Raw genomic sequence first — 25696 nt, 5'->3', positions numbered from 1 at the left:
GCGGTTGACTGGTGCGGCTTTGGTGCTATAATCCCCGCTTTATCGTGATGCGTACATTTACCTGGCCTATTGCCCTGCTGCTGGCGGGGCTTCTTTTCCAGACAGTGGCGTTTGCCGTGTTGAATACGGTTGTTCCCCTGTGGATGGAGCAAGTTGATGCCGCCACTTGGGAGGCGGGGCTGGTGGGGGCTTTCTTTTTTCTCGGGAACCTGGCCGGCACGCTGCTGGCTGGCGGCGTGATCCGAAGGGCCGGATTCAAAGGAAGTTACCAATATGCATGCCTTTTGTGCGCGGTGTCCACCGTTCTGCTGCCTGTGTTTCCCGGCATGCCGGCCTGGAGCGGCCTCAGGCTGCTGGCGGGGATCAGCTGCGCCCTGGTCTGGGTGGTGGTGGAGAGCGCCCTGCTGAGGGCCGGAACGCTGCAAACCCGCGGCATTCTTCTGGCTTCCTACATGGTGGTTTATTATCTGGGTACGGTGCTGGGGCAGCTGCTTCTGGGCTGGTTCCCCAGCGATATGTCCCTGATTGCAACGGAAGTGTGCATTTTATCAGTAGCGGGCATGGTTCCGCTGATGTTTGCGCGTCTGGAATCGGGCAATGGGGAGATTTCATCTTCCTCCCATGTGGAGATCCGGACACTGCTGAGGCGCCGCAGCGTCTTTCTGGGCATTGTGGGATGTGTGATTTCCGGTGTGGTATTGGGTACTATTTATTGCCTGATGCCCCTGTTTTTGAAGCGCCAGGGCATGAGCCACTCTTCCGTGGGATACTGGATGGCCCTGCTGATTGCCGCTGCCATTCTGGGGCAGTGGCCCATGGGGAGGCTGGCGGACAGGTACGGCCGCGCTTTCGTCATGAAATGCCAGTCCCTGCTGGTGGCGGCGGCCTGTGCCGGGCTGATGCTGAAGGGAGGGCTGATGGCTCCCTCCCTGATTGCTCTGGGGCTGGCCGGATTTTCCCTGTACCCTGTTGCCATGGCCTGGGGATGCGAGGAAGCCTCCCGGGATGAACTGGTGACCATGAACCAGCTTCTGCTGTTGAGTTATTCCGTCGGCACACTGGCCGGCCCGTCCCTGACTTCGTTCCTGATGCAGAGGTATTCCGATAATTGGATGCCTATGGTTATTGCGCTGGTGGCTCTTTCCTTCATGCCCGTGCTGGTGCTGGGCGGGGGCCACGGAAGGAGAAAGCTGTCCCGGTAACGGGGAGGGAGGGAAACGTCAGGATGTTTTCCCGTCCTGATCGGCGTTTTTTGCCGGTTCGGGCGCGTCGTTGTCCGCTACCTGGTGGATCATGTCCGTCAGCGCCTGCACATACTCTTCCGTGCGGGCATCCGTGACGGGATACCTGCACCGGCAGGAGACCGTGGGAATGCCCAGGACCGCGTAATGGCGGTCATTGCCTGTGAGGGCGGAAGGTTCCCGGTAAAAGGTTGTGGGCGCCTGATCCCAGGATTTGGCGAAGGGGGCGGTGCACTGGCCTGCGAATTTCCTGCCGTGCGGGGTGGTCACGAACAGAACGGCTTCCCGGGAGGATTCCGGGGCCGGCTGTTTTCGTTCCCCTCCGGCATCCGGCTTATGGGGTTCCAAATTGATCATGCCCAGGATGTTGGCTGCCCCGATGCTGCCGCTCAGGGCGCCGGCATGCACGCAGGCGCCGGAAGGAATGGATTTCCCCGTGGGTTCCGCTCCATTCGCGTACGCGACAAAATAGATATTGTGATTGGTGGGGATGTCCTTCAGGCCTCGCGCCGTCTCCAGCAGCAGGGCTGTTCCGCTGCCGTTGTTGCGCCGTCCGCTGGAATCGTAATTGGCCCCCACGACGATGCTCTGGTTGCTGGAATACAGGCCGGGCTTGTAAACCAGGATGTTGTAAATGGCCTCTCCTTTTTCCGCGTTTCCTCCGGATACCGGCTGCATGGTGACGGCGTACCCCATGTCCGAGAAGTTCCCGGCGATGTATTTGGCGGCGGCTTCCATGGATTTGGGCTGGCCGGCGTTTCTGACCCCGATGTCTTTTTGCAGGACTTCCGTGTGTTTTTCCATGCGCGCGCCCAGGGTCCGCGGCGTTTCCGGTCCCCCGGAGGAAACCGTGGAAAGCAGCGTGCAGGAGAAAAGACCGGTGGACAACAGCAGGAATCCGGAGGACAGGACGGCGTAGGGATGCATGCGGGGCGTCATGGCGTTACAGGGTTTCAATGTAATGCAGTTCACGGGCAATCTGGGCTGCCAGGGGCATCTTCATGTGGTCCGGCAGGACGCTCCAGGTATAGGTCTCCACCTCCAGGTGCGGCTGCGGGCCTTGGCGGTCCCGGAGGAAATAGCGCGTTTTCAGGATGAATTCTTCCGTGCCTTTCAAGGGTGGTTCCGGAGAAGCGTACAGGGGAATGTGGTAATGGATGCGCCATTGGGAATCCCGCGTTTCCTCCGCATAGTCCCGTCCATAGGCCAGGGCATTGGGCAGGTCCGGGAAAAGCATGGTGCGGTCCTGGTTGCGGATGCTGGTCTGATGGAAATAAACGCCTTCGTCAAACTGGCGCAGGCGTTCCAGGTCTTCTTCACCGCGTACGCGGCATTCCAGGGCGTTGGAGTATTGAACCTTGCAGAGGGCGATGTTGTTCTCCTCCCAGGCGGAAAGAGTGGCTTCCGGCTCTTCCCGGAGAATGGCGAAATGGCAGGTATCGTATGTCAGCCCCAGGTGGCGTTCGATCAGTTCGGGACGGCGGGAATAGTTGCGAAGGCCGTTGAAGAAACGGATGGCTCCTTCCGTATCGTGAAAATGACCGAATGGCTCCGGCTCCAGCCCCAGCTGCATCAGGCGGCCGGTCTGCCTGCCCAGCATATCCAGGAATCCGCTCATGGCGTCCAGCCGGGAAAAGAGGCGTTCTTCATCCGCATGAAACCAGCTGTGTGAGGCGGGGAGCGTGCTGACGGTCAGCCTGTCAGCCTGTTCGTCTCCAATGAGCGCCAGAATGCGGAACAGGTTGCAGGTGTATTCAAAACGTTCCGGCGTAGTCCAGTCCGGCTGGAAAACGCGCTCTTTTACGCGCTGCCCGTGAAAATTACCGTAAGGGAAACCGTTGAGGGTTTCCACGCGCGCGCCCTGGTCATCCAGCCATGATTTCAGGGCTTCCACGGCGTGCGGCGTTTCCAGAAGTTCCGCCGCCGCTCTGGCGGACAGGCGCAGACCGATGCCCAGCGGGAGATTCTTCAAAGGGGAGTCCATTGCCGCGAGTTCCTGCCTGATGCGGGGAACGCAGGTGAAAAGGGCTTCCCTGGTTTCCGCCCAGGATTCGGCGGGATGAATATTGGTGCAGTAGGAAAGCATGGAGGCGTGTGCGATGTAAAGGAAACGGCATTCCCCTATGGGAGAGGGACAGGGCGGAAAACATGCCCCGTTAAACGTTTTTCAATCCTGTATACGTTCCGGGAGAGGAAAAAAATTTCATGGAATTCCGCTTTTTGGCGCCATACGGAGCCTTTCCGGACAAGTGGGGCGCTTGCAGCGTTTTTCAACTTCTGGAATTGGATGTCATTGACGCAATAAAAAACAGGCCGCTTGCAAGCTGGGCCTGTTTTTTTGCAAAGAGGGCATTTGCCCCGGCCTGGAAGCGTGCCGTGGAGGCGGAAAAGCTCCGGGCCGGGGAAGGTCACCGGCTGTTACTGGACGATGCCCAGCGGAGCGGTCGTTTTCCAGTCTCCGCGGGTGAAGTCCGGGAACACCTGGGGCATGCCGCCCTGGGCCACGGAGTATTCGGAAAGCTCGGAGACGGAGGACCAGAAGGCTCCTTCATAAACGTTCTGGTCCATCGGTTCGCCATTGCGGAGGCATTCGATGATGCGGAAGAGCATCACGAAGTCCATGCCGCCGTGGCCGCCCATCTTCAGGGCCAGCGGGCCGACGCGCTTCCAGAGCGGGTGTTCGTATTTTTCAAAAATGGGGGCCAGCTTTTCTTTGCCCTCAATCCATTCGTGATAATTTCCGTTGCCCAGCTTTTCGCCGGCTACGCGGGTCGGGAAGCCGGCCAGGGTGCCCAGGGTGCCCTGGATGAGATTCAGGCGGGAGTAGGGGCGCGGGCTGGTTTCATCCCATTCCACTAGGACGGTGCGGCCCATGGTGGTTTTGATGATGGAGGTATTCATATCGCCGCAGGCAAAGTCCAGCTTGTTCCACTTGTGGTCCGCCGGGAAATTCTTCCTGGCGTACGCGGGACGGCCCAGGGCCGGGCTGGAGAAGGACACGAGACGGCCGAAGCAGTCGTCCTTGCGGGCCAGATTCATGTACTGGGCGATGGGGCCGAGGCCGTGCGTGGGATACACGTTTCCGTTGCGCTTGGCGTAGTGGTAGGTTCTCCAGGAACCGGTGCCGCGTTCCTCCTGCTTCATCTGGTTGCGCAGTTCATGAATGTAGGCGGCTTCTCCGTACAGCAGATCGCCGATGACGCCCTGGCGCACCATGTTCAGGTACAGGAGTTCTTCACGTCCGTAATTGACGTTTTCCATCATCATGCAGTGCTTCCTGGTTTCTTCGGAAGTATCCACGATTTCCCAGAGTTCCTTGATGGAGACGGCCATAGGCACTTCCACAAAGGCGTGGGCGCCCATCTTCATCACGTCGCAGGTAACGCGGCAGTGCCATTCCCAGCTGGGGCAGACGATGACGGCGTCCGGCTTGACTTCCTTCATCATGCGCTTGTAGTCTTCCGGCCCTTTCGTGAAAATGGGGGGGCGCTTGCCCGTCTTCTTTTCCACGACGTCCGCGTTGCGCTTGGCCCAGTCTTCATACAGGTCGCAAATGCCGACGATTTCCGCGCCTTCTATAACGGCCATCTGGCCCACGTGCATGGAGCCGCGCTCACCCACGCCGACAAAGGCTACGCGCACCTTGTCCAGCTTGGGAGCCCTGAAGCCGCCCATGTAGATGGCGCCGGGCTTGCGCGGCGGCCAGGTGGTCATGGGGCCGATGTTATTCGGGTCCGGAATGGTGATTTTCTTGGGAGCCAGGGGGGCGACTTCCTGGGCGTTGGCAAAGGGACCGGCAGCCAGGGCGCCAGTAGCCAGGCCCAGAGTCTGAAGAAAACGACGGCGTGATGATGAATGATCCATGAATGGTAATTATATGAAAGATTTGAATTCTCAGTTTACCACAGGTACTGCGGCTTGAGAATCTTTCTTTCACGGATGGTGAAAAAAATGCATTCCGCTGTCAAAAAGGAGCGTTCCTGATTCCGGGAGGGAATCAGGAGGGAAGGCCGCCGCCTTCTGAAAATCCCGGACATGGAAAAAGCCCCGTCCCTGCCGCAGAGCAGGAAGGACGGGGCTTGTAAGGGCATTATCCGGTTGTGCCGATGTTGCATGCCGTTGCTTGGGAATAAAGCAGGGGAGCGGGCGTATCGCCGCTCCGCGTTCCGAAGGATCGGCCCTGCATCGGAGGACATCCGGAGGGTGTTGCTTGTTGCCGCCGACGCTGGCTGCCGTTTCCGTTCCCGGAGAAGGGGAAGATCATTCCGTTTCCTGCGGCTTCTATCCAGGGGGCCCTTGGCTGGGGCCCGCATGCCGTGGAATCGGATCATCTTCCCGATCATCCGTAGATGGTCCGGTTATGGCGCCATGCCGGTGGCGGGAAGTTGTGGAGCCGCAAGCCTGGCATAGGCCTCATTCAGAGCCTTGCCCAGCCTGGGGCGGAAAGCGGTGGTGGCGGGCAGCCGGGAGCCTTCCATGCCGCAGGAGCGGAGGATGTCCGGGATGGACGGGGCCAGCGCACGCTTCATGATGTTCATGCAGTCTTCCAGGTCCACTCCGTATTTTTCCTCCATCAGGTTTTCAATGCGGTCCGCCATTTTCCTCATCCTTTCGATCTGCTTTTTGGACAGAACCGGCTGGATGATCGCGTTCGGGTCGGGAACGTAGTCGGTCAGCATCTCAATGGCCCGTTTCAGGTCTTCCGGCAATTCCGTTACATTGCCGCTGTTGAGGACCTGGACCAGAACCTGATAACTGCCGGTGGCGTTTTCGTCATCATCATGAATGCCCGAGGCCAGCGCCACGCCTGCGATGCTCTGCACGTAGCTGGCTACTTCCGGGGAATAGTTTCCTTCCACGAAGGTGGAGGGAACGTCATCCGCGTAAGCCTGCATGGCGGCCTGGCAGGCGAGGGAACCGACGGTGCCCGCGCACAGTGTCTTGATGATGAACGAGATTATTTTCATGATTGAAACTCCGGTTGAAGCTTCCCGACTGGAACGGTCCGGCGAACCGTTTGCAGCAAGTGAGACCGGGCAGGCTCCGATTCCGTTCAAAAGTTTTTTTGAATGATTAAAATCATGCCTCCGAACGGCTGCCGTGCATTCCGGCGGAGTTGCGTCTTCCGTATCCTTTCCGCGGCCCCTTGCGGAATGAGGAACGTTTTTCCTGCATAGAGTTGCTCCTTTTCCTGCACGCGCCCGGAACCGTACGCAATTCATCAGGAACGGAAGCGCTGGAAGCGTGTACGGGAATGAGGCGTCCCAGCAGCTTGTGCACATCCCTGGCTTTTCTGATTTCTTCCGGGGAACAGAGGGCGATGGCTTGCCCGGCGGCTCCGGCGCGCGCCGTGCGGCCGATGCGGTGCACATAGACCTCCGGTTCTTCCGGCAGGTCATAGTTAATGACGAGCCGCACGTCTTTTACGTCAATGCCGCGGGCGGCGATGTCCGTGGCGACGAGGACGGGCGTTTCCCCGGAGCGGAATTCTCGGAGCATGCGTTCGCGCGTGCTCTGGCTTTTATCCCCGTGAATGGCGGAAGCCGGATAATCCTTTCCGGACAGGAAGGAGGCCAGGCGGTCGGCTCCATGCCTGGTCCGGGTAAAGATAAGCGTGCGGCCAGGCAACTCCTGCTGTTTTAGCAGTTCCAGGGTAAGGGGCCTTTTTCCCGCCTGGGAGCCGACCATGCAAAGGAACTGTTCCACCCTGTCCGCTGTGGAGGAGGGAGGGGAGACCCTCACCGTTTCCGGTTCCTGAAGCAGGGTCTGGGCCAGTTGCCGGATATTTTCCGGCATTGTGGCGGAAAACATTTGCGTGTGGCGTTTTTCCGGGATTCTGGAGACGATTTTTTTCAGGGCCGGAGCGAATCCCATATCCAGCATATGGTCCGCCTCATCCAGAATCAGGGTTTCCACGCTATCCAGACTGACAGTCCGGCGTTCCAGATGGTCAATCAGTCTGCCGGGCGTAGCTACGAGAATATCCAGGCCGCCCGCCAGCTTTTTGAACTGGGGAACATACCCCACGCCTCCGAAAATGACGGCGGTGGACAGGTGCAGCCCTCTGGCGTAGGCGAGGATGTTTTCATGAATTTGCGCGGCCAGTTCCCGGGTGGGACTCAGAATAAGCGCCCTCACCCGGCGGCCCGGCGGTTTTCCGGGACGTTCTGAAAGATGTTGAATAAGGGGCAGGGCGAACGCGTCCGTTTTGCCAGTTCCGGTTTGCGCCAGCCCCAGCAGGTCCTTGTTCCGCAGCAGCAGCGGGATGCTGGCGGCCTGGATGGGAGTGGGGGTCTTGTACTCCAGGTTCTCCAGTTGGCGGAGAATGGGAGCCGACAAGCCAAGCTCCCTGAATGTAGTCGATACCATGTCTGTGGGTGTGTCTGTGAATGCGCCCCGGCTGCAATGAACTGACGGAATCACGGCAATAACGGAACAAAAAAGCCCGCAGAAGCGATACTGAAAAGGTCAAGACGGGGACGCCCGTATTCCGCCAACCGCAAATGACTATCAACAATCAACAACCAAACACCATTCGGCGAGAACGGCTTCATCAGAACACGAGGAAGATTATCTGTCAAGAAAAATAAAAACGCCTGCTCTGTCATGGCTCCATATTCCGGTACGCGTCTGGTTCCTGGAAGCGCCTTTTCCCCCCGCTTTGGAAACAGTTTTTGTCATGAATTTTTTATAGGAACTGAGTATAAAAGGATTATTGGATGAAGCGGATAAGGAATCCGCCGTCAACCCTAAATTCTGCGTATGAATGGCCTGATTCATTTTTTGGTGAACAATTTAGGGGAAACGTCCAAGAGGTCCTGTTCCTGTTCCAATTCAGGGTTCATCTGCATCAGGGATGCAGGCCGCCATGTTAGAGACAACATATTCCAATCAGCGGATTCCTTATCCGTATACTTATTCATTGGATAAACCATGTTAAATGAGTTATGCCCCTGAAAACAAAAATAAAGAATGGAATGGTCATTTTTTCCGTATTGGCCGTATGTTGCGGCAGCCCTCTCTTTGCAAATTTCCAATCGGAAGAAAGGGCGGATTTAAGCAAGCCCCGGATTTGGACAGCGGTGACGGGGCATCAGTTAAAAGCAACGTATGAGGGAAGGGTGGGTAATAAAATTCAGCTGGTCGTGAATGGAGGAAAGGTCAAAACCATTTTACTGGAAAAACTTTCAGAAGCTGATCAGCGGTTATTGAATAATCTGACGCGGGAGGAAAACCGGGGTGGGGAAGCCGGTTTTCCGGATTCCGGCAGGAATGGCAGGGAGCATCCATTTGTCAGATTTCTTGCTGAAGCGAAACAAAAACGCCTTACTCCTGAGGCAGGGATAAAATATTATCAAAATGTTATTGATGCTCTTTTTGAACAGGCAAACTCGTATCATTACAAATATCCGGTGGATTTTGTGAAAGAAGATAATTCTTTCAATATGAAATATTTAAAGAAAATGTTGCAAAAGAGGAAGTCTATTTCCATGCGTACAAACCTTTTTACCGGGGAGTATCTGCCAACCCCATTATATTCCAATGAACCTCAATGGAAGAGTGTCATGCAGGAATTATTTTATAAATTGGATGAAAGATATGTAACTTTTGAACAGGAAGACACATTGTACGCTGATAATGATGAGAAAAAGGTTGTTTTTGGTGTTCGTGTTGATAGGAGAGCAAGGAATGATTCAAAATATGTTGCGTGGTACAGGGAAAACAGCAGAGATTATTTATATATTGTACAGACTTTTGTTGAACGGAAGGAAGACGGGGAGCTTCTCTTTGGCGGGATAAGGGGTGAGGAGGGAAGGGATGACGCTTGGAGCCGATGGCACAGTTATGATGCTCGAAAGGGTATCTTTTATTCGTTGTTTCTTTGCGTTGATCAAGAAGGAAAGATTTCGATTCGTGATTCTGAAGCGGGATCATTACAGTTTTTTGCTTCCGCCCCGAACAAAAAGTCTTTTTCTTATCCAAGAAAGGATTGTTACAATTACTATTTTGACAGGGACAGTAAACAGTTTGCTCTTGGCCGGTATGATTTGAACGGAACTCCTGTTTCCCTGGAAAGATTATGGGAAAAGGCCGGTAAACAAAAATCAGGCAGTACCGGAGGCAAACCAACTGCCAAGCACGATGATCCCCTCAATATTTTTGAGGAACGTCATATCAGGGACAGGTAAAGAGGCTTGAGATCTGTACAGGCGCTCCTCTCCCGGAACAAAGGATGGATATGGCTTCAAGGGGGGCGGGATTTTTCTGCATACGCACGAAGAGCAATGGAAGAAGGTTCAGCGTGTGCGTTCTTTCATCCAGGAGCCTGGCGGAATGAAATCATGCGCCCGGGATACGGAATGTTCCGGAAAATGAAAAATGCTGTTTCATCCTCCTGACGGATGGGGGAAAGACAACGTTCAGCGTTGCAGGAATTTGCGGGCGCCCGCGCAGTAAACCGCTCCGGAATAAACGGTCAGGAGGACGGACCCCCACAGCGTAACCTGGTACAGCAAGTTGGATGCGCCGGAACCGTGCCACAGGAAGAGCGCGGCCAGCCGGTCCGCGATGGAGGGCAGGTATTCCGGCGTATGCGTCCATGTCAGGGCCAGCAGGCAGTCGATGCAGAAGGCCAGCTGGAAGGCGGTTTTCCATTTGCCGGATGTCCCCGCAGGGATGATGACGCCATGATCCTGCGCGATCTGGCGCAGTCCGGTGACCAGGAATTCCCGGCTGATGATGAGAATGGTAATCCAGGCGGGACAGAGCCCTTCCCCCGTCAGGTAAATGAAGGCGGCGGAGACGGCTATTTTATCCGCCAGGGGGTCAATCAGTTTGCCGAAGGTGGTGACCTGATTCAGGCGGCGGGCCAGGTAGCCGTCCAGCCAGTCCGTGCAGGCAGCCAGAATGAACGTGACCAGGGCGGCCAGGTATCCCCAGGAATACTGGTCCGCGACGCTGACTGCTGCCGTAAAGACGACTACCAGGGCAATACGCGTCAGGGTAATGGCATTGGGCAGGTTCAGCATACGCGGTTTATTAGGGGACAGATGTCTGCCCGTAGCAAGCTTTTTTGCTGGATTCGGGAATGAAATTTCCGGAAAACGGCGCACGGAAAAAAGAGAAGGGAATACGAAGATACAGGCAGCCGGACCATGATGCGCGCGTTTCAGTTCCTGCTTCCCGTTCCCGCTGTTTTGCGGCAATTAATTTCCGATCATTTTGTAGAAGTCTTCCTCGGAAATGACGGGCACGCCCAGCTTGAGGGCTTTGTCCCGCTTGGATCCCCCTCCGCTGCCTGCCAGGAGGAAGGAGGTGGATTTGGAGATGGCCCCGGTAGCTTTTCCTCCGTGGGAGGCGATAAGCTGTTCAAAGTAGTCCCGCGGATGGCTGAGCGTTCCCGTAATGACGAAGGTTTTTCCGGACAGGGATCCCGCCGGGATTTCCAGAAAGTTGGCCCGGTAGGACTGGGACTGGGGATTGATGCCCAATCCGTTCAGGACGTCCATGGTGTGATTCCCTGCTGCGGAGGAGAAAAAGTTCCGGAGGGATTTGGCCGCCGCCACGCCTATTTCGGAGCCATAGCTGAATTTGGCCGTGTTTTTACGCAGGTAGCCCGTTGCCAGATAGGGGGCAGTCAGGCGGTCGATTTCCTCCATCAGTTCCTGGTGGCGTTCCTGTACCGCTTCTGCGGAAAGCGCGCCTTCCTTCACCGCCTTTTTATTGTCGCGGGTGTTGGGGTTGGTTTTGGCGGCTTTTTCCATCAGTTCATCCAGGCGGACGATGTCCCGGAGGTAGGGAGAATCCGCCACATGCTTCAGGTCGGGATGCGTGTCCGCCAGCGCCTTGGCGACAACTTCCCCCACCAGAGGAATGCCGAAGGCGATGAGCCAGCGTTCCAGCGGAAGCCCTCGCGCGTTTTGCAGGGCGTCCAGCGCTTTCCGGGCATTTTTTTCCCCATAGCGGCGCGGTTCCTCCGGCGTGCCCAGGTTCAGGTTGGCGAGCTGGTCCGTAGTCAGGGAGAAAAGGTCCAGCGCAGAGGATGCCAGTCCGGAGCTTCTCAGCGCTTCCGCCACGGAAGAGCCGATGCTCTCCACATCCAGAGCAGAACGGGAACAGAAATGAGTGATGCCCGTCACGGCCTGCGCGGGGCAGGTGAAGTTGGTGCAGCGCCAGGCTACTTTCCCTTCTTCCTTCATGATGGGATTGCCGCAGGCGGGGCACAGACCCCGCGTGGCTTCCAGAATGCTGTAGGGCCTGGCGTCCTCCGGGCGTTTGGAGAGGTTCACTTTCAGAACGGCGGGGATGATTTCCCCCGCCTTTTCCACCAGCACCGTATCTCCGATGCGGATGTCCTTCCGGTCGATTTCATCCTGGTTATGAAGGGTGGCCCGCGCCACCGTGGAACCGGACAGCAGCACAGGCCGCAATTCCGCCACGGGCGTCAGCACCCCGGTGCGTCCTACCTGCACGATAATATTCAGCAGGGTGGTTTCCTTCTGTTCCGGGGGGAATTTATACGCCGCCGCCCAGCGGGGCGCGCGAGCCGTAGCTCCCAGCGCTTCCCGCGTAGCCGTGGAGCTGATTTTAATAACGGCTCCGTCCGTGCCGTAGGGGAGCGTATGGCGGAGCCTGTCAATATCCCGCACGGCTTGGCGCGTGGATTCCAGGCTGTCCGTGTAATACACCGGCGCATTGCAGGGGATGCCGCAGTGGCGGAGCATGTTCCAGAAATCTTTTGCGTCCCTGAGTTCCGGGCCTTCATACGCGCCCAATCCGTGGGCCAGGAAGGCCAGCGGTCGGGCGGCCACCTGCCGAGGGTCCAGCTGCTTGAGGGTTCCGGCGGTGGCGTTGCGCGGGTTGGCGAAGGCGGGGAGCCCGTCGGCGTCCCGTTCTTCGTTCAGTTTGGCGAAGGCTTCATTGGGCATGAAGACTTCCCCGCGCACTTCCAGCACGGGCGGCGCGCCGGGGGGGAGGGTGAGGGGAACGCTGCGGATGGTGCGGACATTGGCCGTTACGTCGTCCCCAACGTCTCCGTCTCCGCGCGTGGCCGCATAAGCCAGCTTCCCGTCGCGGTACATGATGGAAAGGGCCACTCCGTCAATCTTGGGTTCCACGGAGACGGGAACTTTCTCCGTTTGCAGCGCCCTGGCCAGCTTATGGTAGAAGTCCGCCAGTTCTTCATCCGGCACGGGGGCGTCCCGCTGCTCAAAAATGTCGTCAATGGACAACATGGGCACCGCATGCCTGATCTGGTTGAAGCCCTGGAGGGGGGCGCCGCCTACGCGGCGCGTGGGGGAGTCCGGATCCGCCAGTTCGGGGTGGGCTTCTTCCAGTTTTTCCAGCTCCAGGAACAGGGCGTCATATTCCGCGTCGGAAATCTCCGGTTCCGCCTGTTCGTAATACAGACGGTTGTGGCGGCGCAGTTCGGCACGCAGGTAGTCTATGCGGCGGGGAGCGGTTTCCTCCGCGTTTCCGGGGTGGCCGGCGCCGGCGTTTTCCCGCGCCTCCCCAGCCCGGGATGCCGTTTCATTTGTTGCCTGCTGTGAAGGCTGTTTGCCGGCTGCCAGGGAAAAAAGGTCTTCCTCCATAGGAAAAATGAGTGGGAACAATGGCTATTTGCTCAGTTTGATGACGGAACAGGGTGTTTTGGAATGTTCATGAGCCTTGAACAGAACCGTTCCGTTGACGACGGGAAGGACGGCGTTGTCCCCCAAAAGCAATGCTTTGGAATAGCCGGCGGGCAGGGTGACGGCCGTTCCCTCATCATCTTCATAACCGGTGGCGTCCAGCGGCTGCATGCGGGCGTGTTCCGCGCCCGCCGTCAGTTCTTTCATGGTTCCTTCGCTGGGCGGCTGGGCCGCTCCCTTGTCCGGCGGCGGAATCAGGAAGACGAAGATATCCCCCTGCCGATTGATGGAGGCCGGCTGGTCCAGTTGAATGAATGCCCGTGTGCCGTACACGGCTTCACCGTTGATGTTGAGCCACCGGCCTACGCCGCGCATGGTAGCGGCCACTTTTTCCGGAATGGTGCCGTCTGCCATGGGATTGACGTTCAGCAGAAGATTGCCTCCCTTGGTAACGCATTCCACCAGTTTTTCAATGATGGTTTCCGGGGACTTGATGTTGGTGTCGTAGCGGTTGTAGCCCCATTTGTCGCTCACCGTCATGCAGGATTCCCAGTCCACGCCGGGATATCCGCGCCGGGGGATGAAGCGTTCCGGGGTAATATAGTCCCCGCAACGCAGGTCCAGCGTTCCGGCCTGGTCCTTGTTCAGGCCGGAATAGGCGTACAGGCGGTTGTTCATGATGACGCCGGGATTGATGGAGCGCACCATGTCCATCAGTTCCGGCGCTTTCCAGCCTTTGGCCCCCTCCATGGCCCCCTGGGAGTAGTCCCACCACATGATGTCGATGGGCGCGTAACGGGTCATCAGCTCCCGGACCTGGGCGTGCAGGTATTTCTGGTAGGCGGTGTGGTCGCGGGGAATGTTTTTCCTGTTAAGCATGGCCGCCTGCCCCGCAGGGTAGCAGAGGTCCGGGCAGATGGTGTTGTCATAGGACGGGTGGTGCCAGTCAATGACGGAGTGGTAGAGGCCCACTTTCAGGCCGCGCCTGCGGCAGGAGTCCGCATATTCGCGGATGATGTCCCTGTTCACGGCGCTTTTGGCGTCGTAATCCGTCAAGGCGCTGTCAAACAGGCCGAAGCCTTCATGGTGCTTGCTGGTGAGCACTATATATTGACACCCCGCATCCCGGGCGAGCTGGGCCCATTCTTCCGTCAGGCCTTCCCTGGGCTTGAACAGGGGCACGGCTTCCGCGGCGTAGGTGTCCGTATCCACTTCCACGTTTTTTTGAATCCATTCGGAACCTCCGGGCCTGCCTTTCCATTCCCCGGCCAGTCCGGAATACAGGCCGTAGTGGATGAACATGCCGAATTTGGCGTCCCTCCACCATTCCATGCGCCGGTTGCGTTCCTCCGCCGTTTCCCTGACTGCGGCATGGTTGGCGTCCGCGGGGAGGGGGAGTCCGGGCGCGGTTGCCGAAAATTCCGCGGGAACGGTGGCCGGGGAGTTCTGCTTTGTTCCGCCGCCGCGCAGCCGGGCCGCGAACTGTTCGTCCAGGGCCAGAGAGGGCTGCCCGTTTTCCGTAATGATTTTAGTGACGGACTGCTGGGCCGGGGCGGGAAGCCCCAGAGTGACGGCCAGGGCGGCAATCGTGGCTATGTTCATGGTTGTTCAGGATGGTGTGAGGCTGGGGGAAGACTGAACCGGCTTAAATGACGTCCGTATCCGCGTAGCTGCCCAGAATTTTCAGCATGGAACAGTGCTGTTCCAGCTCCGGAAGGGTTTCCCGGAGGGGGGATTCCTGAATGTGGCCGGCGGCGTCTATGTAGAAGACGTATTCCCAGTTGATGACTTTGGACGGGCGGGATTCAATGCGTATCAGGTTATTGTTGTACCGCTGGAAGCAGTTGACCACTTCCGCCAGGGTGCCGGGTTTGTGCTGGATGCGGATGAGCAGGGAGGTGCGGTCCCTGCCGCTGGGCTGCGTTTCCTGGCGTCCGATGACGGCAAAACGGGTGGTGTTGCAGGACTGGTCCTGAACGTCTTCTTCCAATATGTTCAGGCCGAACAATTCCGCGGCCAGCGGGCAGCCTAGGGACGCCGCGCCCATGGCGGCGTTCTCCTTGGCAAGAATGCTGGCTTTCGTAGTGGAGGATGTTTCCACGAGTTCCGCGTTCGGGAAGTGCCGCTGGATCCAGTTCCTCGTCTGGCCGAGGACCTGGGGGTGGGAATACAGGATGCGGATGTGTTCCCGCGGAATATCCGCCATCAGGCTGTTGCGGATGTTCAGATTGATCTGGGCGCAGATTTTGAGGGGTGAGGTGACGAAAAGATCCATCACGGCGGTGACGGAGCCTTCCGAGGAATTTTCCACGGGAACTACGCCGTACTGGGCCTTTCCCCGGTCCACCATGTCAAACACGTCCTTGAAGCTCTGGCACGGAATGAGTTCGCAGCTTTTTCCGAACTGCTTGAGAGCCGCCTGGTGGCTCCAGGTCCCTTTGGGACCCAGGTAAGCAATGGTCAGGCCGCCTTCCAGGAAGAAGGAGCAGGAGATGATTTCACGGTAAATAGCCTGAAGGGAGGCTTCCGGCAGCACGCCCGCATTCAGGCGGTTCAGTTTGTTGAGCATGGCCGTTTCCCGTTCGGGAACGAAGATGGGGGAATTTTTTTCCTTTTTAATGCGGCCGACTTCATGCACCCATTCGGCGCGTTTTTTTAACAGCTCTACAATCCGGGCGTCCACCTCGTCAATAGCCAGGCGCGCCTTTGTCAGGGCGATGGTCTGTTCATCCGTGTTTCCGCCTTTTTGCTGCCTGGGGGGATTGTCCGGAGAGGTGTCCTCCCCGTGGTGCGTGGTCTCCATGTCTCTGTGAAAGCTGTGTGGTTAAAGCCGTGTCAAGGTAGCGGTTCCGGGGGGGCAAATCAAGATTAAAGCTCCTGCTGCTGCCCGGAAACGGTGCGGCCCGGAGCAATGGGGAAAACGGGAATTTTCCGCTCACGGGAAAAAGAAGATGAAGAGAATCTTCGTTCTGATGAAATTCAAGCGGGCAGGGAAGGATGAGACGAAAATAGAGTTGCCGAGCGAAGAGAACGTTTTTTTGTGTCCTTCCTATTAAAAACTTGTTTTTGGAATAAAAAAAAGTACGAAATAAAACATGAGATATCATTCCCTCTATGCTTTTTGTGTCGGCGTTTTGCTCTCTTCTTCTCCGGCTTTTTCCGGCTCTGTCTGGACCTACGGTGTAACGCAGGAATCCGGATGGAGCGATTTCAACAAATCGTGGAATGGAGATACCTACTTGTGCTGGGCCGCTTCCGCTTCCAACCTCATCAATTGGTGGCAAGAGAATAGCTCCTATGCCTCCTGCGCGAATAACGGGACTCCGACCGGGGCGAATATTTTCCGAACCTATGTCAATTCCTTTCAGGATTTGGGCGGCGCCGCCCAGTATGCTTGGGAATGGTGGTATGAGGGAAGCTATTTGCCTTATGATTTCGGGCTTGATGAGTATGGGTATTCCATGCCGCATACGCTGGATCCATCAACATGGGGAGGGGGGTATTATAACCCGAAGCTGTATCAACAAAATATCTATTATTGGAACGATATGACGACGGAAACGTCCAGCAGCCTCCCGTCCGGGTACGACACGTTTTCCGCTTATTGTTCCGATTTTATCGTTTCTTCCCTGAATTCCTGCTATGGGGTAAGTCTTGGCATTTCTGCGAATGATGCCATGGGGCACGCGATTACTCTTTGGGGAGTCGACAGGGATGACGGAACAGGGCTGCTTACCAAAATCTATTTTACTGACTCCGATGATGATACGACCGCGTTGCGTTCCTGCTCCCTGACTGAAAAAAATGGTTATCTTCATATGGACGGGTACCACTCAACGCTCGACTATTACATTGACTCCGCCTATGGACTGAATCTGATTGAAGCGGTTCCGGAGCCGGCTTCTTTTTCTCTCCTTCTTGCAGGCGGCAGTCTTTTGTTCCTGCGCAGGAAGCGCCGGTTGCGCCTCTGATATTCCTGAGGGGAGAACTGTGTGTGGACCACGGAAAAGGGCGCGACGTGTCAGCCTTGTCCGTCATGTCTCTTCCGGGGCTCCGGAATGGTCCCGTAAAGCCCGTTGGGGAAGAGTTGGAGCCACGGCGTATATTCCGGCGGGACGGGAGCTTCAAACTCCATGCGCTTTCCCGTGCGCGGGTGGTCGAAGCCCAGCCGCCACGCGTGGAGCATGAGCCGACCGGGTTTGGCCTTCTGCCGGGCGGGCTTGGCGTAAATGGGGTCCCCGATGAGCGGATGGCCCAGATGGAGCATGTGCACGCGTATCTGGTGGGTTCTTCCCGTGTGCAGCGTGCACAGAACCAGGGATGAGTCCGTGGCCGGGTCCGCGCAGAGCAAATCGTAGTCCGTAATGGCGGCCTTCCCGGAACCGGGATTGACTACCGCCATTTTCAGGCGGTTCACGGGATGGCGGCCAATATGGGTGAAGACCGTGCCGGAACTTTGGGAAGGAATGCCCTGGACGACGGCCAGATAACGCTTTTCCGTGCTGCGGGCCGCGAACTGCGCCGTCAGGGACTGGTGGGCGCCGTCATTTTTTGCGATGACCAGGCAGCCGGAAGTGTCCTTGTCCAGGCGGTGGACGATGCCGGGGCGTTCCACTCCGCCGATGCCGGAGAGATCCCCGCAGTGGTGGAGCAGGGCGTTTACGATGGTGCCGTCCGGGTTGCCGGCCGCGGGATGCACGACCATGCCGCTTTCCTTGTTGATGACGATCACGTCTTCATCTTCATACAGGATGTCCAGGGGGATATCCTGGGGAAGGGCTTCCGCCGGTTCCGGCTCCGGAATGCGGACGGTGATGGAGTCGCCGCGGGAAACGGGGTTTTTAGGCTTGGCGGGAGAACCGTTGACCAATACGTCCCCGCTTTTGATCAGGTTCTGGATTCTGGAGCGGGAAAGTTCCGGAAGGTGGGCGGCAAGGTATTGGTCCAGGCGGATTTTTCCGTCGGCGTCGTCCGTAGTCAGATTCATGTTCCGCGGCGTTTGGTCAATGGCTGTAGGAGGAAGGCGGCAGGTCAATAAAAGTGTAGTCCAGCCCGTAAATATCCTTGAGAAGAAGCCCCAAGGCCTTTACGCCGAACGTCTCCGTAAAGTAGTGGCCGCCGAAGACCAGATTGACGCCCAGTTCCTGGGCCAGGGGGATGTTCCAGTGAGAACCTTCCCCGGTTACGTAGGTGCGGCAGCCGAGGGCTGCGGCCTGGGCAAGATCGTCCCCCGCGCCTCCGGTGCAGATGAAGACATTTCCGGCCGGAGCCTCCGGGGAATCCTGCCAGAAGGCCTGCACGGGCGCGCCGAGGACGGTTTCCAGCTTTTGCGCCAATTCCGCGCATGTACCTGAAAATTCTCCGTGCGTACCGAGGGAAACGCCGTGATAGTCCAGCCCTTCATGAGAACATGAACGGAGGCCGCAGGCCTTCGCCAGCAGGGCATTGTTGCCGTATGCGGGGTGGACGTCCAGAGGGAGGTGGGCGGCGTAAATCGCCAGGTTCCCGTCTATGGCGGCTTTCAGCTTCCGGTAGGCGATGCCGGTAATGGGCTGCATGGGCTGCCAGAAAATGCCGTGGTGAAGGATGAGCAGGTCCGCCCCTGTTTCCAGGGCCGCATGAATGGCCTTTTCTGAGCCGTCCACGGCGGCGGCCACTTTGGAAACAGTGCCTCCGTTTTCCAATTGAAGGCCGTTCAGGGCGCGGGAGGCGTCCGGAATGGAATCCACGGAAAGGATTCCGTCCAGAAAGGAAATGGCGGTGTGCAGCTCAATCTTGCTCATGCGGGAGGAATGGTTAGTTGTCTTCCGAAAGGCTGGCGCCGAGCAGACGTACGGCGTCCATGTTCAGGATAAAATAATTCGGGGTTGTATTGACTCTGCCGTAATAAAACCTGCTGTATCCGGCTTCTCCCGCCGGGGCGATTTCCAGCGTGATGACTTTGTCTTCCGTTTCCGGTTCCGGGGCAAAGGTAATATCGCCGACGCCGGATTTGGTTGGCACGGGGCCCGCATCCTTGTAAGACTGGAGGACGAGTTTCAGGCGGAAAACGGGATTTTTCAGGGCTTCATGCGCCATGACGTCCGTATAGGGGAGCCAGGCGCTCACCTCCATTTTTTCCAGTTCGTCCAGATAGCGGTTGGCGCGGTTCGGGTTAATATTCAGGGTTTCATCCTTCCCGTTCCTGGAAGCCGTCCATGAATCGTCCAGACGGTCGAATTTTAGAATCAGGGGGCCTCCGGAACCGATGCGGTCCAGGTGCATTTCTCTGAGGTCAAACCTGCTGAAGGAAAGAAGCCTCTTTTTTTTCCAGGCCAGGGCATCTGCCAGCAAATCCCTCATGTAGGCGTTGTCCAGTATGGCGACGGTGGGTTTCCCGGCCTGTCGGGCATACCAGGAACCGTCCGCTCCCTTGGAGAAAAACACCGTCACGGGGGGGCGGGGTTCTTCACCGGGCTTGGGCAGAAGGGACATGGTGAGCGTCATTCTGGGGTTATCCAGCCCGTACACGGAAAGATCCGTAGCCTTGTCCGAGGCGAAGCCGGCCACTTTTCCCTGTTTAACGGTTTTCAGCAGGGAAATGAGATGATCCGGATTAGCTTCCTGGTAACGGGCGCCCTCTGCCGTGTACAGCCAGGTGGGTTTGATGCCTTTTTTCTCATCTCCCTGAATGAAGCGGGCAATGGTGGGATAATCCTGAAAGCTCTTGCGGATGGAAAGGCCGGTAATTTTGTAATCCCCGATGTCCGTCAATTGCTTGGAACGCAAAAGATCCAGATCCAGCGGAATATTGCGTATGCCGGGGATTTCCTTGTTGGTTTCCGTCGTTTGCGCCAGTTCAAAGACGGCCTTGCGGTCGGAAACGGTGGCCTTGACCAGTTCGGACAGGCTGCCGTTGTCGGAGGGAGGGTAAATCCTAAGCGTGACGGGCTGTTCCTCCATTTGCAGGGATTTGCCGTCCCCCGAAAGGCTGCCTGTGAAATTCCTGATGGAGACGGAGGTGATTTGATCATCCGTCATGTCCGGTACGCTTGTTTCCTCCGGGTTGTACACGCGCACGGCGGTCAGTTTCTGAAGCGTGCCCAGAAGCACCTCCATCATGGCCGGGTCCGTATCCAGGGAAAGGGGATACGTGATTTTCCAGGGGGAGCCGGGAGTCTTGCGCTCCAGGGCGATGCGCTGGCCCCGGTTATTGATCTCAATGGAGGCGGGCATGGCCGGATGCAGGAGCAGGGGGCGGTGGTCCCGAAGCTGGCGGATGCCGGACTTGAACAGAGGGAGGATGTTCCCGGTGCCCACCAGAATGCGGGTGTCCCGTCCGTAGAAATCCGTCTGCATATAGGTGGTGTCATCCGTGGTCTTGTTTTCCGGATCGTCCACCAGCCAGGGCGCCGGGGAACCCAGCGTATAGCGCGCCACGGTGGAGGAACGCTTTCCGTCGTCGCTCATTTCCTTGAGAGTGATGGTAACGGGAGTGGTCTTCACGCCGAATTCCTTCAGGGAGGCGGAATCAATCTTGTGCAGGGGCAATGCGTCCACGATGCTGGTGGAGTACGTGTACTGGAGAATGGCCGCCGCCGCGCGAGGGTCCATACGGTCGTTCCAGGGCTTTTCGCACCACCAGACGCCGTTGGGTTTGCGGCGGAATTCCGCGACATCCCCCACGCAATTGATGCGCATCCAGGAAACCTCGTTCATTTCTTCCCGGGTGTACGGGAAAAGCCGTTCTCCGGAACTGAAAGCGGTGCGCCCGATGATGCGGGACAGGTTGCCGTCAATGGTGAGGAGCACCGCCGCGCCGACAGAAGCGAGGGCGATGAGGATGAGAAGGATAAAGCGGAATGTGCGCATGTGCTTCCGGTAATGGGCGTGGATGGGGTTAATGACGGCGCGTGTTCCAGATAATCAGGGCGATCAGCAGCGCCAGCAGGGGGAGGCCGATATTCGTCAGGAGTTCCAAAACGCCCAGGGCATTGCGGTCCAGATTCAGCTTGACGGTCAGGTCATGGCGGGAGCCGAGGCCGCGCAATTCTTCACGGTCCGTCATCCAGCCGATCAGCGTACGCATGAAATCCCTTTGTTCCGGTTTGATTTGCCGGGGCTGAAGCAGGTCCGTATTGCCAAGCAGAACCAGGCGCCCGGTAGTCTTGTTCTGGTTCACGTCCCCGGCATTCCCCCGGATGAGGGCCGCGCCGATCATCAGAGGACCCGGATTGTCTTCCCTCGCGTCGAACTTGGCTGGGAACTGGTTGTATTTGGTTTCTCCATAATAATCCTCCGTGGTTACCAGAAGGGGATACGGCGTAATGCGCTTCTGTTCCATGGCCGCGTTGTCGGAATCCAGGATAAGGGAGATGCTCTCCCCTTCCAGCCCGGTGCTGGAATTCCAGAATTCACGGGTGCAATTCAGGGAGGGGGCGAAAATGGAGTTAATTTCAAAAACGGAACGGTTGCCCCTGTTGCGGAGCATCACGCGGTCATTCTGGGGCCGCAGCCCCTGTTCGCGGAGAAAGCGGTAGAGCTGTCTGGGGGTGTCATTCCGGGGTTCCAGCATGATCAGGATGGCGGCGTTCGGGCGCGCCCAGTACCGCTGGAGCACTTCCGCCTCCTGCGGGGACAGATCATATTTGGAACCGATGATCATAAATCCCGCGGCATCTTCCGGAATCTCTTCCAGACCGCTCATGCGGATGGGTACAAGCTGCAGGTTGACGGAACGGCAGATTTTGCCCAGCGTCGTGAAGATGCTTTCCTCCTGGTTGTTGCTCAGGGCCTCGTTGAAGTTGCTCTTGTCCGCCGCGATATAGATTTTACGCGGTTCGCCGTTGGCCGCCCCGTAAATGCCGGCAGTCATCATATCTTCAATTTGGAGGGCCACCGCCTTCATGCTTTTGCCGTCCGGCCCGGGGGCGTACACTACGAAGGCGTCTCCAGGCAGGATGCGCACGTGGGCGGCGTCTGCCTGGGTGCCTTCAAACGTCTTGAGCGCTTTTTCCGTATCTTCCCGGGCATCAATGATGACCAGGTTCTTCTTGAATTCAATTCCGTAGATATTGGAGATTTCACGTGCCTTGTTCGGCTGGCGGAGGGGATCCACGTACTCCACCTTCACTTTGCCGTTGGAATAACGTTCGTACTCCTCAAGCAGAGAACGCATGCGGGTATAGTTTTGCGTGGTGCGCAGGAAAGCGAACGTGATTTTGACGGGTGTTTTGCGCTTCTGGATTTCCGGAGACTGGAGCATGTTGATGCTCTGGCGGGATATTTCATAACGCTGGTCTTCCGTCAGGTCCCGGCGGTAATACTCGTGGCAGCCCACGTAATTCAGGCATACGACGATAAGGAACAGCAGGAAAAGCTTGATCCAGGTCATCCAGGGGCGTTTGACCTTGCGGGCGGCGGGCTGGGAGGCTTCCGCAGCCGCGGCGGGGGTGTCTGGTGTTTCGCTCATAGATAAAAATGAAAAGGGGTGAAGGCGGGATGAATCAGTGTTTCCAGCGGCGGTGGTCAATGATGCGGATGGTGACGGCCAGCGTCAGGACCGTCATGGTCAGGTAAAATACGACGGGACGTGTGTCAACCAGTCCGGCGGAAAAGCGGTCCAGATGTTCCGAGCAGGACATGTAGTGGAAAATCCCCGCCGCGGGGAATTCCCCCCACACCACGGGAATCAGCCCCATGAAGAAAATCAGAACCAGCAGGCCGATGGTGATGATGCCGGAAATAATCTGGCTGCCCGTCATGGAAGAGGCGAAAATGCCAATGGCCGTGAACCAGGCGCCGATCAGCAGCAGTATGGCGTATGCCCCGGCCCAGTCCGCAAGGCGGTAGGGAAGAACCATGCCCGCGTCATATCCGTAAATCCACTGCACAATCAGGTTGGACCAGTCCGCCAGGGTGGGGTAGAGAAGCATGGGCAGCCACAGGATGATGTAAAAGGCGTACGCGGAGAAGTATTTTCCCAGGACCACCTGCCATGTCTTGATGGGCGTGGTAAGCAGGGATTCCAGCGTTCCCGTCTTTTCTTCCTCCGCCAGGGAGCGCATGGTGAGCAGCGGGAAGATGAACAGGAAGTAAAACCAGAACATGGGGGAATGCAGGATGAAGAACAGGATGCCTTCCTTCTGCGGGGCCAGTTGAAAAGCCTTTAGCGTGCCGGACAGGGAGACGCTCTGAAGGGCCATGACGAAAGCCAGGATAACCCATCCGTACGGAGTCATTACGTAGCTTCTGAGTTCTTTTCTGAAAATGGTAAGTACTGGAGACATGGGGAGAAAAGGGAAATGGGAGGTGGTGGATGGGCGGGGCTGGAAAAATGGGGGTTAATCTTTGCGGGTCATTTCCACGAACACTTCTTCCAGCGTGGGGGTGTGGCGGTAAATATGGCGCAGGGGGCATCCCTGTTCCGCAAGGAGGCGCGCGGCCTTTTCACGGGTATCCGTCCCGGCCTCCGCGCGTACGGTCAGCGTATGCCAGCCGTCGGCGTCCGTTCCTTCATGGATGACCTTCTTCACATGTTCCAGGTTTTCCAGTTTCTGCGTAATCAGGGCCAAGTCTCCCCGGAATTCCAGCGTAATCTTGCCGGCTGCCCGGAGGTTGGCCGTCAGGTTGGAGGGGGTATCCGCCGCCTTGATAGTTCCCTGGTCAATGATGATGACCTTGTTGCAAATCATTTCCACCTCACTGAGAATGTGGGTGGAAAGAATAATGGTGTGGTTGGCCGCCAGGCCTTTGATCAGCTCGCGTATCTGGCGTATCTGGTTGGGGTCAAGACCGTTGGTGGGCTCGTCGAGGATCAGCAGATCCGGTTCCCCCAGCAGGGCGTCCGCCAGGCCTACGCGCTGGCGGTAGCCTTTGGAAAGGGTGCGGATCATCTTGCGGCGCACGGGATCCAGGCCGCATTGTTCTACAACCTTGGAGACGGCAGGCCAGATCTGCTTGGAAGAAATGCCTTTAAGCCTGGCGCGGAATTTCAGGTATTCCGTGACGCGCTGATCGTCGTAAAGAGGCACGTGTTCCGGCAGATAACCCAGATGTTTGCGAGCCTCCAGGGGATTTTTCACAATGTCGAACCCCGCAATCGTGGCTGTGCCGGAAGTGGGGGGCAGATAGCCGGTCAGCATGCGCAAAGTCGTGGTTTTGCCTGCGCCGTTCGGCCCCAGGAACCCTACGATTTCCCCCTTTTCAATCTGGAAGGATGCATTCTTTACCGCTTGAAAGCGGCCAAACTCTTTGGAAAGCTGGTCGGCGTGGATCATGGAATCAATGGGAACAGGGTGATTCTAATCCAAACCGCTTTCGCCTCAAGCTTATTCTCCCCCGCTCCGCGGAAGCGCTTCTTTCGTTTGAAAAGCCATGGGGGCTAAACGGGGGCGGAGCTTTTCCCGCCTGGCCGGCAGGGAACGAAGAGAAGGGAAATCAATCCCTCAGCTCTTCTTCCAGCCTCTGGACGATGTCCCTCACGCGCACATCCTCTTCCATACGGGAGGCTACCAGCTTGTTCGCATGAATGACGGTGCCGTGGTCCCGTCCGCCGAATGCCTGGCCGATATCCTTCAGGGAGCGTTCCGTCAGGCGGCGGCTCAAGTACATGGCGATCTGGCGCGGAAAGGCGATGCTGTTGGGGCGGCGCTTGCCGGTCAGATCGCTCACCTTAAGTTCGTAAAAATCCGCCACGCGCTTCTGGATGGAATCCACGGTCAGGATGCGGCTTGTTTCTTCCCGCAGGATGTCGCGTAGAAGCTGCTCGATTTTGGCGATATCAGGCATGTCTCCGGACAGGGAAGTAAAGGTGGCCACACGGAGCAGCGCGCCTTCCAGACGGCGCACGCTCTTCTGGATGCGGCTGGCCAGAAACTCCAGAATTTCGTCGGAGACGTTCATGCCGGCCCGGTCGCGCTTGCTGCGCAGGATTTCCAGCCGTGCGTTGTCGTCCGGAAGGTTCAATTCTACCGTAAGGCCGGATTCCAGGCGCGCCGCCAGCCGGGGGTCCAGATTGGAAATGTCGCATGCGGCGGCATCCGCGCAAATCACGATGGTTTTGTGGGCATGGAACAGTTCGTCAAACGTATGCAGGAATTCTTCCACCGTTTTTTCCTTGCCGGAGATAAATTGCACATCGTCCACCAGCAGGACGTCAGCCTTGCGGTATTTGCGGCGCAGTTTGGTGAAGCTTTGTCCGTTTTGGGTTCGGGAAGCGTCAATAAATTCATTGGCGAACTGTTCGCCCGTGACGTACACCACATTGGTGGATGAATCCTGATGGAGCACTTCATGGCCGATGGCCTGGAGCAAATGGGTTTTACCTACGCCGGATTTTCCGTACAGGAAAAGCGGATTGAACAGGGGCCGTTCCGACTGGGCGGCGGACAGCCCGGCCTGATACGCGAAGCGGCTGTCTTCATAAACCACGAACGAATCAAACGTATATAAGTCATTCAGGCATGCCCTGGCTGCCGGGGTGCGCTGTTTTTTGACCGGTGCGGCCGGGGAATCCGCCGCCTGCGGCGTTTTGGCCCGGGATGAGGCTTTTTGCGGCTGGCCTTCTGCAGCGGGCATGGAAGCCACTTCATCCGTGCAGACGAACTTGATCTGGCGTTCCGTGCCCAGAGCCAGCATGGCGGCCTGCTTCAGCTCCGGCGTATAGCTGTTTTCCACCCAGAGGGCGGCCATAGGATCGTCGCACACCAGCGTCAAAGCCTTCCCTGAATCCTCCAGCAGGGAAAACTTGGGAAACCACAATCCATACACCTCCGGGGACATGATTGTTTGCAGGGCTCCCGTGATTCTGGACCAGGTGGCAGACAGTTCTGATGGCGGCGTCAT

20 protein-coding genes are annotated in these 25696 nt (G+C 57.5%); 3 read left to right on the top strand and 17 right to left on the bottom strand.

Going from position 1 to position 25696, the window contains the following annotated elements; genetic code table 11:
* Positions 1–47 precede the first annotated feature (47 nt).
* Positions 48–1202 (top strand): MFS transporter, encoded by a 1155-nt coding sequence (locus tag O4G22_RS00100; RefSeq protein ID WP_306702433.1) that lies wholly within the window; start codon positions 48–50, stop codon positions 1200–1202.
* Positions 1203–1220: 18 nt separating this feature from the next.
* Here the strand turns inward: O4G22_RS00100 and O4G22_RS00095 are convergent, their stop codons facing one another.
* The 6 genes from O4G22_RS00095 to O4G22_RS00070 form a co-directional block, all read right to left on the bottom strand.
* Positions 1221–2180, bottom strand: coding sequence for a hypothetical protein (locus O4G22_RS00095; RefSeq protein ID WP_306701863.1), 960 nt, complete (start codon positions 2178–2180; stop codon positions 1221–1223).
* Positions 2181–2184: 4 nt separating this feature from the next.
* A complete protein-coding gene (gene eboE / locus O4G22_RS00090; RefSeq protein ID WP_306701862.1) occupies positions 2185–3327 on the bottom strand; it encodes a metabolite traffic protein EboE in 1143 nt (380 codons plus the stop codon).
* A gap of 332 nt (positions 3328–3659) precedes the next feature.
* Positions 3660–5105: a Gfo/Idh/MocA family protein gene (locus tag O4G22_RS00085; RefSeq protein WP_306701861.1), complete on the bottom strand. Its 1446-nt coding sequence runs from the start codon at positions 5103–5105 to the stop codon at positions 3660–3662.
* Between the two features lie 494 nt (positions 5106–5599).
* Positions 5600–6208 carry a hypothetical protein gene (locus tag O4G22_RS00080; protein ID WP_306701860.1) on the bottom strand — a complete coding sequence of 203 codons (609 nt, stop codon included), beginning with the start codon at positions 6206–6208 and terminating at the stop codon, positions 5600–5602.
* Positions 6209–6320: 112 nt separating this feature from the next.
* The gene (locus tag O4G22_RS00075) at positions 6321–7610 is read right to left on the bottom strand and encodes a DEAD/DEAH box helicase (protein ID WP_306701859.1); all 1290 of its coding nucleotides are present in this window, start codon (positions 7608–7610) and stop codon (positions 6321–6323) included.
* A 50-nt stretch (positions 7611–7660) separates the two neighbouring features.
* A complete protein-coding gene (locus O4G22_RS00070; protein WP_306701858.1) occupies positions 7661–7849 on the bottom strand; it encodes a hypothetical protein in 189 nt (62 codons plus the stop codon).
* Positions 7850–8188: 339 nt separating this feature from the next.
* Here O4G22_RS00070 and O4G22_RS00065 point away from each other — a divergent pair, with 339 nt between their 5' ends.
* Positions 8189–9430: a hypothetical protein gene (locus O4G22_RS00065; protein ID WP_306701857.1), complete on the top strand. Its 1242-nt coding sequence runs from the start codon at positions 8189–8191 to the stop codon at positions 9428–9430.
* Between the two features lie 231 nt (positions 9431–9661).
* On the opposite strand, the gene pgsA is transcribed toward O4G22_RS00065, so the two are convergent.
* The 4 genes from pgsA to pheA form a co-directional block, all read right to left on the bottom strand.
* Positions 9662–10270: a CDP-diacylglycerol--glycerol-3-phosphate 3-phosphatidyltransferase gene (gene pgsA, locus O4G22_RS00060; RefSeq protein ID WP_306701856.1), complete on the bottom strand. Its 609-nt coding sequence runs from the start codon at positions 10268–10270 to the stop codon at positions 9662–9664.
* 177 nt (positions 10271–10447) lie between these two features.
* On the bottom strand, positions 10448–12832 hold the full coding sequence (gene ligA / locus O4G22_RS00055; protein ID WP_306701855.1) for an NAD-dependent DNA ligase LigA: 2385 nt from the start codon (positions 12830–12832) through the stop codon (positions 10448–10450).
* Between the two features lie 24 nt (positions 12833–12856).
* Positions 12857–14473: an alpha-L-fucosidase gene (locus O4G22_RS00050; RefSeq protein ID WP_306701854.1), complete on the bottom strand. Its 1617-nt coding sequence runs from the start codon at positions 14471–14473 to the stop codon at positions 12857–12859.
* 43 nt (positions 14474–14516) lie between these two features.
* A complete protein-coding gene (gene pheA / locus O4G22_RS00045; RefSeq protein WP_306701853.1) occupies positions 14517–15674 on the bottom strand; it encodes a prephenate dehydratase in 1158 nt (385 codons plus the stop codon).
* 292 nt (positions 15675–15966) lie between these two features.
* Between pheA and O4G22_RS00040 the strand changes: the two genes are divergently transcribed.
* Complete coding sequence (locus O4G22_RS00040) at positions 15967–16842, top strand: PEP-CTERM sorting domain-containing protein (protein WP_306701852.1); 876 nt, start codon at positions 15967–15969, stop codon at positions 16840–16842.
* 50 nt (positions 16843–16892) lie between these two features.
* Here O4G22_RS00040 and O4G22_RS00035 read toward each other — a convergent pair whose 3' ends face one another.
* From O4G22_RS00035 to dnaA, 7 genes are all read right to left on the bottom strand, one after another.
* Positions 16893–17858: an RluA family pseudouridine synthase gene (locus O4G22_RS00035; RefSeq protein ID WP_094136079.1), complete on the bottom strand. Its 966-nt coding sequence runs from the start codon at positions 17856–17858 to the stop codon at positions 16893–16895.
* Between the two features lie 16 nt (positions 17859–17874).
* Positions 17875–18654 (bottom strand): Nif3-like dinuclear metal center hexameric protein, encoded by a 780-nt coding sequence (locus O4G22_RS00030; protein WP_306701851.1) that lies wholly within the window; start codon positions 18652–18654, stop codon positions 17875–17877.
* A gap of 13 nt (positions 18655–18667) precedes the next feature.
* On the bottom strand, positions 18668–20722 hold the full coding sequence (locus O4G22_RS00025) for a DUF4340 domain-containing protein (protein ID WP_306713890.1): 2055 nt from the start codon (positions 20720–20722) through the stop codon (positions 18668–18670).
* Between the two features lie 28 nt (positions 20723–20750).
* Positions 20751–22322 (bottom strand): DUF7088 domain-containing protein, encoded by a 1572-nt coding sequence (locus O4G22_RS00020; protein ID WP_022198050.1) that lies wholly within the window; start codon positions 22320–22322, stop codon positions 20751–20753.
* 34 nt (positions 22323–22356) lie between these two features.
* Positions 22357–23139 (bottom strand): ABC transporter permease subunit, encoded by a 783-nt coding sequence (locus tag O4G22_RS00015; RefSeq protein ID WP_022198051.1) that lies wholly within the window; start codon positions 23137–23139, stop codon positions 22357–22359.
* A gap of 54 nt (positions 23140–23193) precedes the next feature.
* A complete protein-coding gene (locus tag O4G22_RS00010; RefSeq protein WP_022198052.1) occupies positions 23194–24129 on the bottom strand; it encodes an ABC transporter ATP-binding protein in 936 nt (311 codons plus the stop codon).
* 160 nt (positions 24130–24289) lie between these two features.
* Complete coding sequence (dnaA, locus tag O4G22_RS00005; protein ID WP_022198053.1) at positions 24290–25696, bottom strand: chromosomal replication initiator protein DnaA; 1407 nt, start codon at positions 25694–25696, stop codon at positions 24290–24292.

Source organism: Akkermansia muciniphila (genome assembly GCF_030848305.1).
Classification (GTDB): domain Bacteria; phylum Verrucomicrobiota; class Verrucomicrobiia; order Verrucomicrobiales; family Akkermansiaceae; genus Akkermansia; species Akkermansia muciniphila_A.
This window is presented reverse-complemented; position numbering and strand designations above follow the sequence as displayed.